This is a genomic window from Aureliella helgolandensis (assembly GCF_007752135.1).
GTDB classification, from domain to species: domain Bacteria; phylum Planctomycetota; class Planctomycetia; order Pirellulales; family Pirellulaceae; genus Aureliella; species Aureliella helgolandensis.
Window position 1 is genome coordinate 8287956 of sequence record NZ_CP036298.1, and the last position, 15450, is coordinate 8303405.

Sequence of the window (15450 nt, forward strand, 5' to 3'; positions counted from 1 at the left end):
CTTTGATACGTGGCGATGCGTGGCCGTGCATATCCCCTTAGCCGGCCCCTACGGACACGAAATCCGCTCAACCTTAATACGCCTTGGCAAACACACCCTTCTTCTCGGCAGGTTTACCGGTTAGGAAGCAGATGCCGGGAGTGTCGTTGTCATCGATGGGGATGCAGCGGATGGTCACCTTCAACTCATCCAACAGTGGCTGGACCTCTTCTTCGGAGGAGAAGTAGCACATGGCAAAGCCGCCATGGAACTCGGGATTGTCTGCATTCTTGGGCGTGAAGTACTTGCGAAACTCGGCTTCGCTGTTGATTTCCTGCGTAAACTCCTCGCGCATGGCCTTTGCCCGCGTCAACAGGTTGGCTTGCATATCGTCTAGAATCGACAGCAGGTTGGCGAGCAGATCGGCTCTTCCCATACTCTCTTGCTTGCCAGTATCCCGGCGAGCCAAGAAGACCGCATCTTTGGCCATATCCTTGGGGCCGACCTCAATCCTAAGCGGCACACCTCGCTTGACGTGGTACCATTTCTTTTCACCACCTCGCAGGTCTCGATCATCCAATTCGACTTCAATGGCGCGGCCCGCGTAGGCTTGCTTCGACAATTCCTGCTTCAGCTCTTGGCAGTATGCGAGCACCTCTGCCCGCTGCGTCTCATCCCGGTAAATAGGTAGAATGACTGCGTGTGCCGGAGCGATTTTGGGTGGTATCACCATTCCGTCGTCGTCGGAGTGGGTCATGATCAACGCCCCAATTAGGCGTGTGCTGACACCCCATGACGTAGTCCAGGCGTAAGAGATTTCACTATTCTGATCCTGGAATTTGATCTCTTGGGCACGTGAGAAATTCTGCCCCAGGAAGTGGCTCGTGCCTGCCTGCAACGCCTTGCGATCTTGCATCATGGCCTCGATCGAAACGGTAATATCAGCTCCAGGAAAGCGTTCGCCAGCGGTTTTCTCCCCTTTAATCACCGGTACTGCCATGTAGTTCTCGGCGAAATCCGCATAGACATCGAGCATTTTGTAGGTCTCTTCGATGGCTTCTTCCTTGGTCGCATGGACCGTATGCCCCTCCTGCCACAGGAATTCCGCAGTGCGTAGGAACAAGCGCGTTCTCATCTCCCAACGCACCACGTTGGCCCACTGGTTAATCAAGATGGGGAGGTCGCGGTACGACTGCACCCACTTGGCGTACATGGCTCCGATGATCGTCTCGCTGGTGGGCCGAACAATCAGAGGCTCTTCCAGCGGTCCGGCGGGGCGCAGGCCCCCGGTTTCGGGATCGGCCTCCAGGCGATGGTGCGTAACCACCGCACATTCCTTTGCAAATCCCTCCACATGCTCCGCCTCCTTCTCCAGGTAGCTCATCGGAATGAACAGCGGAAAATAGGCGTTTTGGTGACCAGTCTCCTTAAACTTTTTGTCTAGGACCCGTTGCATGTTCTCCCATAAGGCATACCCCCAAGGCTTGATCACCATGCAACCCCGCACCGGCGAATTTTCAGCCAAGTCCGCATGCCGAATCACCTGTTGGTACCACTCGGGATAGTCTTCAGCGCGAGTCGGCGAGATGGCAGTTTTAGAGGCTTTGTTCATCGGTATTGGATGTTTGCGGAAGAGGTTGAAGGAGTTTGAATTTGGAAACGAAATTGGCGAAAACTAAAACTAGCGGAGAAAGCGTCGAGATTTTAAGCCATGAAGGGACGTTGAGTTAGCCCGGAAGCAGTGAATTCGTTAAAGCATTCCCGCTCCCATGCGACTCCCAGGCCACCTAACATGCGGACAGGACTTGCATTCACTCCAGCGGGCGTCATAATAATCGCCATGAACAATTATAGCTCCACCTATTCCTTTAGCTTTGCACCCCAGTTTACGACTGGGGCTGAGGGAAGTACGTAGAGCGGGAACACCCGAAATCGAACAACTCACAGCCCCGATGATCTTCGCGATCCTCGGGGCTTTTTTTGTCCCCAATTGTTCAGATGCCCGGCAGTTCGAGGCAAGCGGCCTTGTCTCGTCCCCAGCTTACAACCTACCCCATCTCTAAGCACTCCCACACACAGCACAGCGAGAAGAAACCATGATCGTCGTTATGGAAAAGAGCGCGACCCAAGCGCAAATCGAGCACATGATCGGACGCGTCCAAGAGCTAGGACTCAAGGCACACGTCATCCAGGGTACCGAGCGGACCGTGATCGCCGCCGTCGGAGACGACCGTGGCAGCAGTAAGGAATCGCTGGCCAGCGGACCTGGCGTTTCCGAAGTCGTGCCGATCCTGGCTCCCTACAAAGTGGCCAGCCGCGAACTCAAACCCGATCCAACTCAAATCCAGGTTGGGCAGTTCAAGGCCGGGGCGGGTGTGGTCGGCGTAATGGCCGGTCCCTGCTCAGTGGAGAGCGAAGAGCAAATCGTTTCGTCAGCTCACGCGGTCAAAAAAGCGGGCGCAACCGCACTTCGCGGCGGTGCGTTCAAGCCGCGAACGAGCCCCTACAGCTTCCAGGGCATGAAGGAAGAGGGCCTCAAGCTGTTGGCCCTGGCGCGAGAGGAAACGGGACTGGCAATTGTCACGGAAGTCATGAGTACCGAAGAGGTCGACCTGGTAGCTAAATATTCGGACGTGTTGCAAATCGGCGCCCGCAACATGCAAAACTATCGCCTGCTGGAAGCCGTGGGCAACAGCGACCGCGCCGTCCTTCTGAAACGTGGAGCCAGCGCGACAATCGAAGAATTCCTGCTGGCGGCCGAGTACATTTTAAACGAGGGCAATCCCAACGTCATGTTGTGCGAACGTGGAATCCGCACCTTCGAAACCCACACCCGCTTCACTCTGCCACTGGCCACCGTCCCCTACCTCCACCGCAAGACCCACTTGCCGGTCATCATCGACCCCAGCCACGGAACAGGACATGCGTACCTAGTTCCCGACATGTCGGTCGCCGCAGTGGCTGCCGGTGCCGATGGACTGATCATTGAGGTTCACCCGACTCCTGAAACAGCCGCCTCCGACGGCTACCAGTCGCTCACCTTCCCGCAGTTTGACGAGACGATGGCTCGCTGCGCTCGCGTCGCAGTGGCGGTCGATAAAGAGATGTGCACGATGCACTAAGTCCCTTCGGTCGCTAGAATTCAGATCTCCAAAACTCAGGGCCACCTAGTTGCCCTGAATTGCCGCCGCATGAGGACAGACCAAGATGGCAACCGAAATCGATTCCTTGCTAGGAAAGATTCACCAGGGTGACTGCGTCGCAGGTCTCAAGCAGCTCCCCAGCGACTCTATCGATCTGGCCTTCGCCGATCCGCCGTTTAACATCGGCTACAAGTACGATCAGTACGACGATCGCCTCGGTAGCGAAAAATACCTTGACTGGTCCAACGAGTGGATGCAGGAGATCTACCGAGTCCTCAAGCCGGCGGGCACATTCTGGTTGGCAATTGGGGACGAATACGCAGCGGAACTCAAGGTAGCCGCCACCAAGCTGGGATTCAGCACTCGCAATTGGGTCGTGTGGTACTACACCTTCGGAGTTCACTGCAAAACCAAATTCACACGTTCGCATGCGCATCTGTTTTACTTCGTAAAAAATCCAGCTCAATTCACGTTCAACCGCGACGCCATCGCTGTCCCGTCGGCACGCCAGTTGGTTTATGGCGACAAACGCGCCAACGCCAAGGGAAGAACACCTGACGACACCTGGGTTCTTCGTCCCCAGGATCTTCCGGAAGGCTTTTCGAAGGAAGAGGATACTTGGTACTTCCCTCGCGTCGCTGGCACGTTCAAAGAACGCTCGGGCTTCCACGGTTGCCAAATGCCGGAACAGCTACTGGGGCGTATCATTCGAGCTTGCTCCTGTGAAGGCGAGATCGTCTTAGATCCGTTTTCCGGCAGTTCGACGACCTTGACCGTGGCCAAGAAGCTCGGTCGCCAATACTTTGGTTACGAACTCTCAGACGACTACGTCAAGCTGGGGACCCGACGGCTCGAGGCGGCTAACGCAGGAGACCGCCTCGAAGGGGCCGAGGAGCCCAACGTGAGTGCGCCTGCTACCCATTCCCAAAAGGCGAGACGCTTGGCCGATCCAAGCCCAAAGGCCGTGAAGAAAAAAGCCGTAAAGAAGAAGGCGGCGAAGAAGTCCGTAGAGAAGAAGTCCGCAGAGAAGAAGTCCGCAGAGAAGAAGTCCGCAGAGAAGAAGCCCGTAGAGAAGAAGCCGGCAAAGAAAAGAGCCGTGAAGAAAAAGCCGACCAAGAAAAAGGCTGCGAAACGCAAGCCAGTTGTGAAGATGGTGAAACCAAGCTCTCAATTGTCCATCGAATTCGGACCCTAGTTCCCAGTTAGGCCATAGCTCGCCAACCAGGAGTGCCACCTCCGCCGTGTGGCAATGGCTCGTCGGAGAGCTTCCAAGGGTTGGCCGTGGTAGCGCAAACACCGACGGCGACTGCCGAAGCACTACACGCCTCCCCGGCAGCCCAGCCGAGCAAATTGCAAGCTCCCAAGAAAAATAGCTAGCCACACGGGCCAGCCCCCGCCGCACGGGAGTGAGGGGCTAGCCCCAAGCACTCCCCACCATCAGTATTCCGCGCACCAGAGTTCCGCGCATCCGCCTTGGAGATCACCTGGGGCTTTTCCTGTGGGAGAATCCCCAGCTGGAGGAAGAGCCCCCCTGCTAGCTGCCAGTCGCCTTATTTGCCGAGGGTTTGAAGAACTTGCGCCCCATGATGGGTGAGTACGCAGTCCAGTCGCTATCGGTATTGCGATCCGACTCAATCAGCTCCGTGGCTGCGTTGACCTTGGCGTCCAAGTCATCGATGTGCGCCAGCACGATGGCTTCGATGGTCATCGGAATCTTGGGGCTACCGTGGTCGAGCTGGCCATGGTGCGAGAGGATCATGTGCTGCAACCGCCATAGAATGGGGTCGGGCAGCGGCAGCCCTGTCTCTTTGGCAATCTGCGTGGCACGCCGGTCCAGGTCGATGGTTCCTTGGACCAGATGTCCCAACATTTGCCCTGAATCGCTATAGGATAGGTCACCATCAAAACTCAGCTCATCCAGCTTGCCGAGATCATGGAGGAACACGCCGACGAGTAGCATTTCGCGATCGAGTTGCGGGTAGTTGGGCGCGATGGCCTCAGCAATTCGCAGCAAATCGAGAATATGCCGGAGCAAGCCGCCCTCATAGGCATGGTGTGTTTTGATTCCGGCTGGGGCCCGACGAAGTTTGTCGATCAATTGTTCGTCGTTCACGTAGGCCTGGACGACGCGCTTCAAATGCGCATTCTTCACTGTCCCTAGCCGTTCGCGGAGCTCCTCCAAGAGCTGCTCCACCTCGCCCGGATTGGTCTTGGTGAAATCCTCGTGAGTCACTTTGGACGGGTGCACCGTTTCAAAGTCCTGAACAATAATTTGCAGCATCCCGTTATGCAGTTGCGTGGTCCCTAGGACGCGCAGGAAATCTCCTTTTTGGAAGGTTTCGTAGAGGGATTGCCCTGCATTCCAGCGCATACCACTGATTTGTCCAGTACGATCCATGAGCTGCAACAGCAGGTAGTCATTACCTTGCCGATTGGATCGCACTTGCTTGTCGGCCACGCGGTAGATCTCGTCGACATTATCCCGGGCCTGCAAATCTGCGATAAACTGGCGATGCATGAAAATCCTTACAATATGACGGAATCGAGGGTTGGAGAGAGGAGCACCGCTAGATTCTACTCCGTTCCGCGCCAATTGTTCAGGCCGTGCCGTCATCCGGCCGAAGAGTACTTCCAACCCGAGGATGGAAATACCGTGAAAATGCGCATGTTCTTGGAGTGTGCAGGCATCTACTGCCTGAGAATCAACCATTTGCTTCGGGAATTTGTGACGTGAAAAACTGGGTGAATCGAACTTTCTGGGCCATTTGTCGCTTCCTCTTAAGCTTCCGTTACCGAGTCCGAATTGCGGGGCTGGACCAGCTGAAAGGCCTCCAGGGACCAACCCTGGTGCTCCCCAACCACCCCGCCTACATCGATCCGGCCATTGTCTCGAGCCACCTTCGGCTGCATAAGCCGCTCCGGCCGCTGGTCTTTTCGGGCACGTATCGCATGACGCTTTTGCGCCCCATGATGTCCATGGTGAACGCATTCGAAGTCCCTGATCTATCGTCGCACAGCCGCGATGCCCAAGCCAAAGCCCTGCAGATGATCGAGGCGGTAGCGGAGCGACTGCGGGCAGGCGATTGCATGCTGATCTACCCCTCAGGTCGCTTGCAACGTGGCAATCGAGAAGTTGTCGGGGCAGCGCGTGCCGTCCACGAAATCGTCCGCCAATGCCCTGAGATCAATGTCGTTTTGGTCCGCACCCGCGGGGTGTGGGGCAGCATGTTCAGCTGTGCAGAAACGGGCACCACCCCCAACCTGGCCCAGCGGGTACTCGCCGCCTGCGGCTGGGTTCTTGCGAACCTCTTCCTCTTCCTGCCACGGCGCCCCGTTTCGCTGCATCTGGAAGTCGTCAAGCCGAACCAACTACCGACCGATTCGCGGGAAGCATTCAATTCCCATTTGGAGAAGTGGTACAACACCGATGGAGGGCAAACGCCACTCTTCGTCCGCTACCACCCATTTCTCGGCCCCAGCGAAGTTGAGTTTGGGAAAGCCACCAGCGGAGTGGACATCGACCTGGAGAAGATCAAGCCCAAGACCATCGCCTTGGTCAATGACCTGCTGCAATCCCACCTGGGACGTCCACTCGACCCGCAAGATTTGGCTGCCGAGCAAAAACTGGAAGATATCGGGCTCGATAGTCTCGACCGAATGGATCTGGCACTGAAGATTGAGCACCAGTTCGGCTTCCGTAGTAATGCTGTCTCCGGCACGCTTGGTGAACTATGGGCATTGGCCGACGGGCAGCTGGCCCAAGCCGAAGAGTCGTTGGAAGCCCCCGAAGCGTGGCGCAGTGCAGTACTGGCCCCCCACACGCCCACCATCTTGGCAGACACGATTGGCGAAGCCTTCGTACGGCGCGCGTTGCAGAACCTCAACCAGGTCGCTGCTGCCGATACCCTCTCCGGTGTTCTTACCTATCGACGCATGCTAGTTGGGGTGACCCTCATGGCGCGTCGCTTCGCCGCCTACCCTGAGAAACATGTGGGCATCATGCTGCCCGCCTCCGTGGCGGCCGATGTGGTTTTCTTCGCCTTGCAATTGGCTGGCAAAGTTCCGGTGATGATGAACTGGACCACGGGCCCCGCCAATCTAGCCCACGGAGTGGCGACGACCGATGTCGACCGCATCGTCACCTCCCAGAAAATGATCGACCGCCTGGGTATCGAAGTTGAGGGTGCCGAGTACGTGTTCCTCGAAGAGGTGAAGGCCGGGATTAAAAAGTCGGAAGCGGTTGCCACTCTCCTCGCCACCTACCTCCGTCCCAACAGCTGGCTGAAATGGATTGCTCAGCAGGATCCCGAGGAAACCGCGATGTTCCTCTTCACCTCGGGCTCGGAAAGCCTTCCTAAAACAGTGCCTCTGACTCACCGCAACGTCTTGGTCAATGTGCAGGATGGCTTGGAGATCCTGGAACCGAGTCCCACCGACTCGCTGCTCGGTTTTCTACCGCCATTCCACAGTTTCGGCATGACTGGAAATCTCTTATTGCCCCACCTCTCGGGCCTGCGCAGCGTGCGGTACGCAGACCCCACCGACGCTGCAGGCTTGGTGCGAACCATCGCCGCTTACCAACCCACCATGGTCTTCACCACCCCCACCTTCCTGAGCTACATCCTGGCAGCCTGCCGTGGCGAGGAACTCCACAGCCTGCGAATCATTGTCACCGGCGCGGAAAAATGCCCAGATGCCGTGTTCGCAAAGTGTCGTGAGCTGGCACCGCAGGCTACGATCCTAGAAGGCTACGGCATTACGGAATGCGCACCCGTCGTGGCGGCCAATCTCAGCCACCATTCCAAGGCGGGCTCCGTCGGAAAACCGGTAAAACATGTCGAGGTTTGCATTGTAGATATCGACACCGATCAACCCGTCGCCAAGCACCAGACCGGCATGCTACTCGTCGCTGGCCCCTCTATTTTCAAGGGCTACTATCGCCATGACGGCCCTTCCCCCTTTATCGAAGTTGCTGGAAAACAGTGGTACAAGACGGGTGATTTAGTGTCGCAAGACGACGAAGGCTTCCTAACCTTTCAGGGACGGCTGAAGCGATTCTTAAAGGCCGGTGGCGAGATGATCTCCCTGCCCGCGTTGGAAGAGCCCTTCAGCCGGAGCTTCCCTCCCGACGAAGAGGGACCGCGGGTTGCCGTGGAAGGGATCGAAACGGAAGAGGGACGACACATTGTCCTGTTCACCCGCACTCCCCTGACACTGCGCGACGCAGGCGACCTCCTGCTGGAAGCCGGATTGAGGGGCGTGATGCGGCTGGACGAAGTTGTCGAAGTCGAATCCATTCCCGTGCTGGGAACTGGGAAAACCGACTACAAGGAACTCCGTAAACTGATCACCCCTATCTGATTCCGCCCCGGGTCCGCTATCGGCCCACCGGAACTCCTCCCCTCCACCCCCATTGGGATGCGTCTGATGATCGAACTCGACAACGTTTCGAAACAGTACGATGCGACGGTCGTGCTACAGCCGACGAATTTGCAGGTGGGAGCGGGAAAAACCGTCGTCCTGATCGGACCGAGTGGCTGCGGAAAATCAACGCTCCTACGCATCCTGATCGGGCTGATCCCACCAAACACCGGCTGCGTGCGCTTTCAAGGAACCACCATCACACCAGACAACGTCCTCGAGATACGGCATCTCATGGGCTACGTCTTGCAGGATGGTGGCCTCTTCCCGCACCTCTCGGTAACCGACAACGTAACACTCCTGGCCCGATTCTTGAAATCGATGAACGCCGAGGCGATGCAACAACGGGTCCAGGAATTGGCCGATTTGACTAAGCTTCCGGTAGAGACGCTGAACCGCTTCCCTAGCCAAATCTCGGGTGGGCAACGCCAACGCGTCGCAATCATGCGCGCCCTAATGCTCGACCCACCTCTGCTCTTGCTCGATGAACCGATGGGGGCGCTCGATCCACTCGTGCGGTACGACCTACAGGAAGACTTGAAGCAGATCTTTCGCGAGCTCAAGAAAACCGTCGTGCTCGTCACCCACGACATGGGTGAAGCCGGATTTTTTGGCGAAGATGTCATCCTGATGGCCAACGGACGGATTGTCCAACGCGGCCAAATCCAGGACTTCCTCCAACATCCAGCAGAGGAATTCGTCACCCAGTTCATTACCGCTCAGCGCATCCCGATCGTAGCCGCCTCCCAATAGGCACATTCCACTGCCCAAGCCCCGGTTGCCTGCCCCCCAGATACCTGCCCCAGATACCCGCGCCGAGTTGCCCGAACCCGAGTTGTCCAAACCCAAAGCGCTCGTAAGAACCGTCACATGGGCATGCCTCTGCCATACGAGTACCGACGGCAGGCCTACCCTGGAGGCAACCGCTAGGAGTATCGCACGCCCTTTACGGCATGACACCGCACATATTTGCCGCTTGGCACTAACGGGACCGGTCACTCCCGGGTATCTTAAAACCCAAGTTATTTGGAAACTGCCGTACTCCCTCGGCTGATCAGCTCGTAACTAAAACCTTCGCGCTCCTCAAAAAAAGCTCCCCCAAGTTCGATGACCGCTACCGAAACTCCCAATCCACTCGAAATTCGACGCCTGGATGCCTCCAGTAGCCAATTTGGCTCACAACTCGAGCAACTGCGCCGGCAACTAAGTCCTTCCGGCGATGTCGTCAGCCCCAAGGGACGGGAGTTAACCCAGCGCGTGTTTGGAGAACCGTTGTTGCCGAGTCAAGTTGTGCAACGGATATGCGATGCGGTCCAGAGCGAAGGCCAACCCGCCCTCCTCCGGTTTTCCCAACAACTCGATGGCGCCGAACTGGCCCCTGGACGACTTCGTTTGGAAACCTCGAAGTTGGAAGAGGCGCACCGGGCAGCCGCTCCGGAGTTTCTCGCCAGCATTCGTCGGATTCGGGACAACATCCTAGCGTTCCAATCCTCCATCCTGCATACCAATGTGACAATTCGGCCCAGCGATGGGGTACGCCTCGACCAACGCTACGTCCCCCTCCGGCGGATTGGCGTGTGCGTTCCCGGTGGTGCTGCCGCCTACCCGTCGACCGTACTGATGACCGTCCTGCCAGCCCAAGCTGCTGGCGTGGAGCAAATTGCTGTGGTCGCCCCTCCCACTCAATTTGGCGCTTACAACCCGGACGTTTTAGCAACCTGCTATGAACTGGGAGTTCGAGAGGTTTATCCGGTTGGCGGTGCCCAGGCCGTGGCTGCGATGGCCTACGGCGTGGAGGGATTGCCGGCGGTCGATAAGATCGTGGGACCTGGAAACCTGTTCGTCGCCCTCGCCAAGAAACGGGTTTATGGCGAGGTGGATATCGACTCTATCGCTGGCCCCAGCGAAGTGGTTATTGTCGCTGATGATTCCACCCATCCCGCCTATACTGCCGCCGACATGTTGGCTCAGGCTGAACATTCTCCCGGCGCCAGCCTCTTAGTTACCTGGGATCCTCAATTCATCGATCGGGTCCAATCCGAACTGGAACTGCAGCTGGCGCAGTTGAGTCGCAGTGCACTGACGCATGACAGCCTCAACGCCTTCGGCGCGTTCATTTTAGTTCGCGATGCCGATCAGGCCTGCGAGGTCACCGATTTGATCGCCCCCGAACACTTGCATATCGCTTGCCGTCATCCGCGGAAACTGGCCGAGAAGATCCGCAACGCTGGCGCCACCTTCCTGGGGCCATTCAGTCCGGTAGCGCTCGGCGACTACGCGGCTGGCCCCTCTCACGTCCTTCCCACCGGTGGCACGGCGCGGTGGGCTGCGGGTTTGTCGGCCAATGCCTTCCTGCGGAGCTCGAGCATCATCGAGTACTCGCAAGCTGCGCTGGAAGACATCGCTGGGGACATTTCCAATCTGGCAACCAAAGAGGGGCTCACGGCCCACCGCCGCAGTGTCGAAATTCGTACCCATTCGCCTGCTGCGGCCGAGCACTAAATCGCCTTGCCCCAACTCACTCCTACAGAAAGCCAAGCCCCTTAAGCGTGCGGCGGCACAGCAGATTTGCAGCAGATTCACAGCCTGCCGCGTCGTCGAGCAGCGTTCGTTTTGAATTGCCGATACGGCTGATTGCTTTATAAATACCTTTTGAATTCCAATACTAAAATCGTACCCCAAAATCACACCGAAGCAGAATCACACCGAAGCAGCGACGACTCCAGCGTTGCTTAGGGCCTTCGGAACAACTATTGGCGGATAGCCGCCGAACCGCTTCGCCGGTTGGTTCGGGAAAATGCTGATCGGCCGAGCGATTTGGCGACACTTATTGTTCCGACAGTCCTTACCGGCTTGTTGATTTAAGAGTGAGTTAAGTTTTCACGTGGAGGTCGTTCCCCTAGTTTACCTGTAGCGGCAACCACCTTCCCTTGCTCACCGGGCTGTTGATTTAATCGCAATTTGAATTTTAATGCGGAGGTAGCATCCTTAATTGCCTTGTAGCGGAGGTTATCTTTCCTTGCTCACGCGGCGGGTTACTATTTCAACAGCCCGTCATGCAGCTGGTTGCTATTTCAACAAGCCGTTACGCGGCGGGTTGCGATCTAAACAATCAAGAAGCGACTCATTGTCGCTGTTTGCCTTGCTCGTGCGGGAAGGCAATATTTGGCAAGTCGCTGAGCGCATTCTCTTTTTTCCTTTCCAACTTACAACTACGACCACGATGACCCATCCCGCGTCCGACATCGAATCCCTGTTTCGGCCCGAAATCCAGCAGTTGAGCCCCTATGTTCCGGGGGAGCAGCCGCAGGGTGGAAAGTTCATCAAGCTCAACACGAACGAGAATCCCTACCCTCCTTCCCAGAAGGTCATCACGGCGATCCAAGAAGCTGCTGCGGCGCGGCTTGAACGCTACCCCGATCCACTGGGGAACGCCTTCCGAACGCGCGCCGCTGAAGTCCTGGGGGTCGAGCCGGACTGGATCCTATGCGGCAATGGCAGCGATGACATTCTGACGATTCTCACGCGCAGCTTTGTGGGGCAAGGCCAAAAACTCCGCTTGCCGTATCCCAGCTACATCCTCTATCGCACGTTGGCACAGCTGCAGGGAGCGAGCTCTGAAGAAGTCCCCTTTCAGCCCGACTTCACGCTGGACGCGCGGTTCGCTGAGATGAGCGATGAGCTTCGCTTGATCTTTCTTCCCAATCCCAATAGCCCCAGCGGAACCATGCTTCCCCCAGCTAAAATTGCGGCTGTGGCGGAGCGCTTGACCTGTCCTCTGCTTATCGATGAAGCCTACGCCGATTTCGCCGATACCAACTGCATTGAATTGGTCCGCCAGAATCCACGCCTGATGGTCTCGCGAACCCTCAGCAAATCGTACGGTCTAGCCGGATTGCGATTCGGTTTTCTGATCGCACAACCAGAAATCATCTCGATGCTCCGGAAGGTAAAGGATAGCTACAATTGTGATTCACTGAGCTTGGCCGGCGCAACCGCTGCCATTGATGATCAGAAATGGCTAGCGAGCAATCTGCAGAAGGTGATCGCGACTCGGGGGCGGATGACCCTCCGACTGCGCGAACTCGGGTTCGAGGTCGCCGATAGTCAAGCCAACTTTGTGTGGTGCACGCGCCGCGACCGGCCAGTCCAACCACTTTACGAAGCCTTGAAGAAAGACAAAGTCTTGGTGCGATACATGAACTATGCTGGATGGGGGGATGGACTACGTATCAGTGTCGGCACGGATGACCAAATCGATGCCTGCCTCGCGTTGCTAGCCAGCTACCTTTAACCGAAATCCATGTTGTCGTGGCACCACGACAAAAGGAACCGGGAAAGATCCTGAATACCTGAATATACAGTGCAGCAACACCGCTTCTCCCCTCCGCCTGTTGGCCCCCTCCAACTCCGCACAACGTTTACCACTAGTCGCTTACTCCCATTATCCCCTACGCCATCATGACCCAACGCACCGCACAGATCGACCGCCAGACAGCGGAAACCAAGATCTCCCTGAAGCTCAACCTCGACGGCTCCGGCAAGAGCAAGATCGCTTCCGGCGTCGGCTTTCTGGATCATATGCTGACGCTGTTTGCCAAGCATGGATTGTTTGATCTGGAAGTCACCTGCGATGGCGATGTGCAAGTCGATGCGCACCACACGACCGAGGACATTGGCATCTGCCTGGGGCAAGCTTTTGCACAAGCTCTGGGAGACAAACGCGGCATCACGCGGTACGGACACATCATCCTGCCAATGGAAGAAACGTTGGTTACGATCGCCGTCGATTTGAGTGGTCGCAATTATGTGGTATTCCAAGCTCCCATGCCCTCCCCAAAAATCGGCGATTTCGACAGCGAATTGGTAGAGGATTTTTGGTACGCATTTGCCAGCAACGCGCTATGCAACTTCCACGTTCAATTGAACTACGGTCGAAACACGCACCACATTGCCGAGGGAATCTTTAAGGGGAGTGCTCGAGCTCTGCGAACAGCCATTGCCGTCGACCCCCGTCAAACCGACGTCCCCAGCACTAAAGGTGTGTTGTAATGGAATACCAGAACGCCCCCCTAGCGCGCACCGAACGATCCGTGCATGACCGCTCGTCCGTGCCAGAGAGTCCAAGGATGTATTGAAGTGGCCACTCCCAAGCCCCACCCGCCAACGCTGCAGTTGGTCGCCATTTTCAGCCGACATGGCGCTGCGTTGGACTGGGCGATCAAGCAGATCAGCGATTGCTGGGGAGCATTGGCTCTCATTAGCCCTCGCTTCGATCACAGCGAAACCAATTACTACCAAGCAGAAATGGGAACCGGACTCAAGAAGCAATTCTTGGTCGTCGAGGGCGACTATGACCCGAGTCGATTGGCTGCTTCCAAGCTGGAGAGCAACGGCTGGGAGGCAGAATTTGCAGAGCAATCAGACCACGCTGATCAGCGTCCATTGAATATCGATCCAGGCTACCTGACTCTCACGAAGCTCGTGCTCGCCAGTGCCAAAGATCGCGCACACCGAATCTACTTAGCGGATGGCATTTACGCCGAAGAGTGCTTGTACTACCTCGACCAAGGCTGGCGGGCGCGGCCCTGGACCTACCCCGATTACCAACGCTCAGACTTCCAAGTCTTTTTTGTCGAAGCTCGGGAACTCTTGAAGCAGCGGATGGCTGAGTTGCGACGCGTTCTGACCCAACAAAACAGTGCACCACAGTCCAAAGAGATGGGGATCTAGTTTGACTACCTGGGCTTTGCTTATTCTTTTAGGTGCTGCAGTACTACCGAGTCTGCTCATCGCGTACTTCACTGTCGGGTGGGTGCGTGGCGCGGCCGAACAACTGGGCTTAGTCGACAAACCAGGGGCGCGCAAGGTTCACTCTGTCCCGATCCCTCTCGGTGGCGGGCTAGGAATCTGGGCGGGCGTTATGGGCACGCTCGCACTCGGAACGCTGGCCGTCTATTTGGCTACGCATTTTCCGAGTTTGGCCAGTCTCCTACCCGAGGGGATCACCGCACATCTCGACGGCTTGTGGGGCAAAGTCGCCGAGATATGGATGATTGCTGCCTGCGGCACCGTGCTGGCCTTCCTGGGATTGCTCGACGATCGCCGTGGCGTACCTTGGTGGATTCGCTTGGGAATCGAGTTCGCGGTGGCAAGCTTCTGCGTCTACTGGCAAGGCCTGCAGTTGACCGCCTTTATCGAGCTCCCCTGGCTCACCAGCGCGCTGAGCGTTCTATGGATAGTGGCGCTGATCAACTCCTTCAATATGCTCGACAATATGGACGGACTCAGTGGTGGCGTGGCCGCCATCTCGTCCACCATGTTGGCCATGATGCTGCTTTCAACGTCAACTTCGAGCAGCGGTCAGCCACAAATTTTTGTGGCCGCAATGCTACTCGTGCTGGTCGGGGCCCTCCTAGGCTTCCTGCGACACAATTGGGCTCCAGCAACAATCTTCATGGGTGATGCGGGAAGCTATTTCATTGGATTTTGGATTGCTGTGGCAACTTTGTTAGCAACCTATGCGGGCTACCAGGGTGCGACGCCGCATGCCGTTGTGGCTCCGCTGATCGTCATGGCCATCCCCTTGTACGACATGACCAGCGTCATCTTGATTCGCTTGCGAGAGGGACGCAGTCCGTTTGAAGCCGACAAACGGCATTTCTCGCATCGCTTGACAGACCTCGGCATGACCAAAAAACAAGCAGTGCTGACGATTTACGTTGCTACCACGACTTGCGCATTGAGCGCCCTGCTCCTACCACGCGTCGATGCCTGGGGCGCGATGCTGATTGTGATCAGTACCTGCTTAACACTCAGCCTGGTACGTATCCTTGAATCTGTCGGTCGTCCGCCAGCTGGCGATCAACAGTGACCCCTAGCTTCCCTCGGAGTCCCACACGTCGAT

General features: G+C 56.9%; 11 protein-coding genes. 9 read left to right on the forward strand and 2 right to left on the reverse strand.

Annotation, left to right across the window (positions count from 1 at the left end; genetic code table 11):
- Window positions 1–73 precede the first annotated feature (73 nt).
- On the reverse strand, window positions 74–1591 hold the full coding sequence (gene proS, locus Q31a_RS29210) for a proline--tRNA ligase (RefSeq protein ID WP_145086294.1): 1518 nt from the start codon (window positions 1589–1591) through the stop codon (window positions 74–76).
- Window positions 1592–2075: 484 nt separating this feature from the next.
- Between proS and aroF the strand changes: the two genes are divergently transcribed.
- Both aroF and Q31a_RS29220 read left to right on the forward strand, forming a co-directional pair.
- The gene (aroF, locus tag Q31a_RS29215) at window positions 2076–3101 is read left to right on the forward strand and encodes a 3-deoxy-7-phosphoheptulonate synthase (protein ID WP_145086298.1); all 1026 of its coding nucleotides are present in this window, start codon (window positions 2076–2078) and stop codon (window positions 3099–3101) included.
- A gap of 85 nt (window positions 3102–3186) precedes the next feature.
- Window positions 3187–4317, forward strand: coding sequence for a DNA-methyltransferase (locus Q31a_RS29220; protein WP_145086301.1), 1131 nt, complete (start codon window positions 3187–3189; stop codon window positions 4315–4317).
- A gap of 339 nt (window positions 4318–4656) precedes the next feature.
- Here Q31a_RS29220 and Q31a_RS29225 read toward each other — a convergent pair whose 3' ends face one another.
- On the reverse strand, window positions 4657–5640 hold the full coding sequence (locus Q31a_RS29225) for a 3'-5' exoribonuclease YhaM family protein (protein WP_197355919.1): 984 nt from the start codon (window positions 5638–5640) through the stop codon (window positions 4657–4659).
- A gap of 224 nt (window positions 5641–5864) precedes the next feature.
- Between Q31a_RS29225 and Q31a_RS29230 the strand changes: the two genes are divergently transcribed.
- The 7 genes from Q31a_RS29230 to Q31a_RS29260 all read left to right on the forward strand — a co-directional run bounded on the left by Q31a_RS29230 (window position 5865) and on the right by Q31a_RS29260 (window position 15417).
- Complete coding sequence (locus Q31a_RS29230) at window positions 5865–8483, forward strand: AMP-binding protein (protein WP_145086307.1); 2619 nt, start codon at window positions 5865–5867, stop codon at window positions 8481–8483.
- 66 nt (window positions 8484–8549) lie between these two features.
- Window positions 8550–9296 carry an ATP-binding cassette domain-containing protein gene (locus Q31a_RS29235; RefSeq protein ID WP_145086310.1) on the forward strand — a complete coding sequence of 249 codons (747 nt, stop codon included), beginning with the start codon at window positions 8550–8552 and terminating at the stop codon, window positions 9294–9296.
- Between the two features lie 354 nt (window positions 9297–9650).
- Window positions 9651–11045: a histidinol dehydrogenase gene (hisD, locus tag Q31a_RS29240; protein WP_145086313.1), complete on the forward strand. Its 1395-nt coding sequence runs from the start codon at window positions 9651–9653 to the stop codon at window positions 11043–11045.
- Window positions 11046–11766: 721 nt separating this feature from the next.
- Window positions 11767–12837 carry a histidinol-phosphate transaminase gene (hisC, locus tag Q31a_RS29245; protein ID WP_145086316.1) on the forward strand — a complete coding sequence of 357 codons (1071 nt, stop codon included), beginning with the start codon at window positions 11767–11769 and terminating at the stop codon, window positions 12835–12837.
- A 167-nt stretch (window positions 12838–13004) separates the two neighbouring features.
- Window positions 13005–13595 carry an imidazoleglycerol-phosphate dehydratase HisB gene (gene hisB, locus Q31a_RS29250; RefSeq protein WP_145086318.1) on the forward strand — a complete coding sequence of 197 codons (591 nt, stop codon included), beginning with the start codon at window positions 13005–13007 and terminating at the stop codon, window positions 13593–13595.
- 87 nt (window positions 13596–13682) lie between these two features.
- The gene (locus tag Q31a_RS29255) at window positions 13683–14276 is read left to right on the forward strand and encodes a DUF4416 family protein (protein ID WP_231690996.1); all 594 of its coding nucleotides are present in this window, start codon (window positions 13683–13685) and stop codon (window positions 14274–14276) included.
- Window position 14277: 1 nt separating this feature from the next.
- Window positions 14278–15417: an MraY family glycosyltransferase gene (locus Q31a_RS29260; protein ID WP_231690997.1), complete on the forward strand. Its 1140-nt coding sequence runs from the start codon at window positions 14278–14280 to the stop codon at window positions 15415–15417.
- The last annotated feature ends 33 nt before the right edge of the window (window positions 15418–15450 follow it).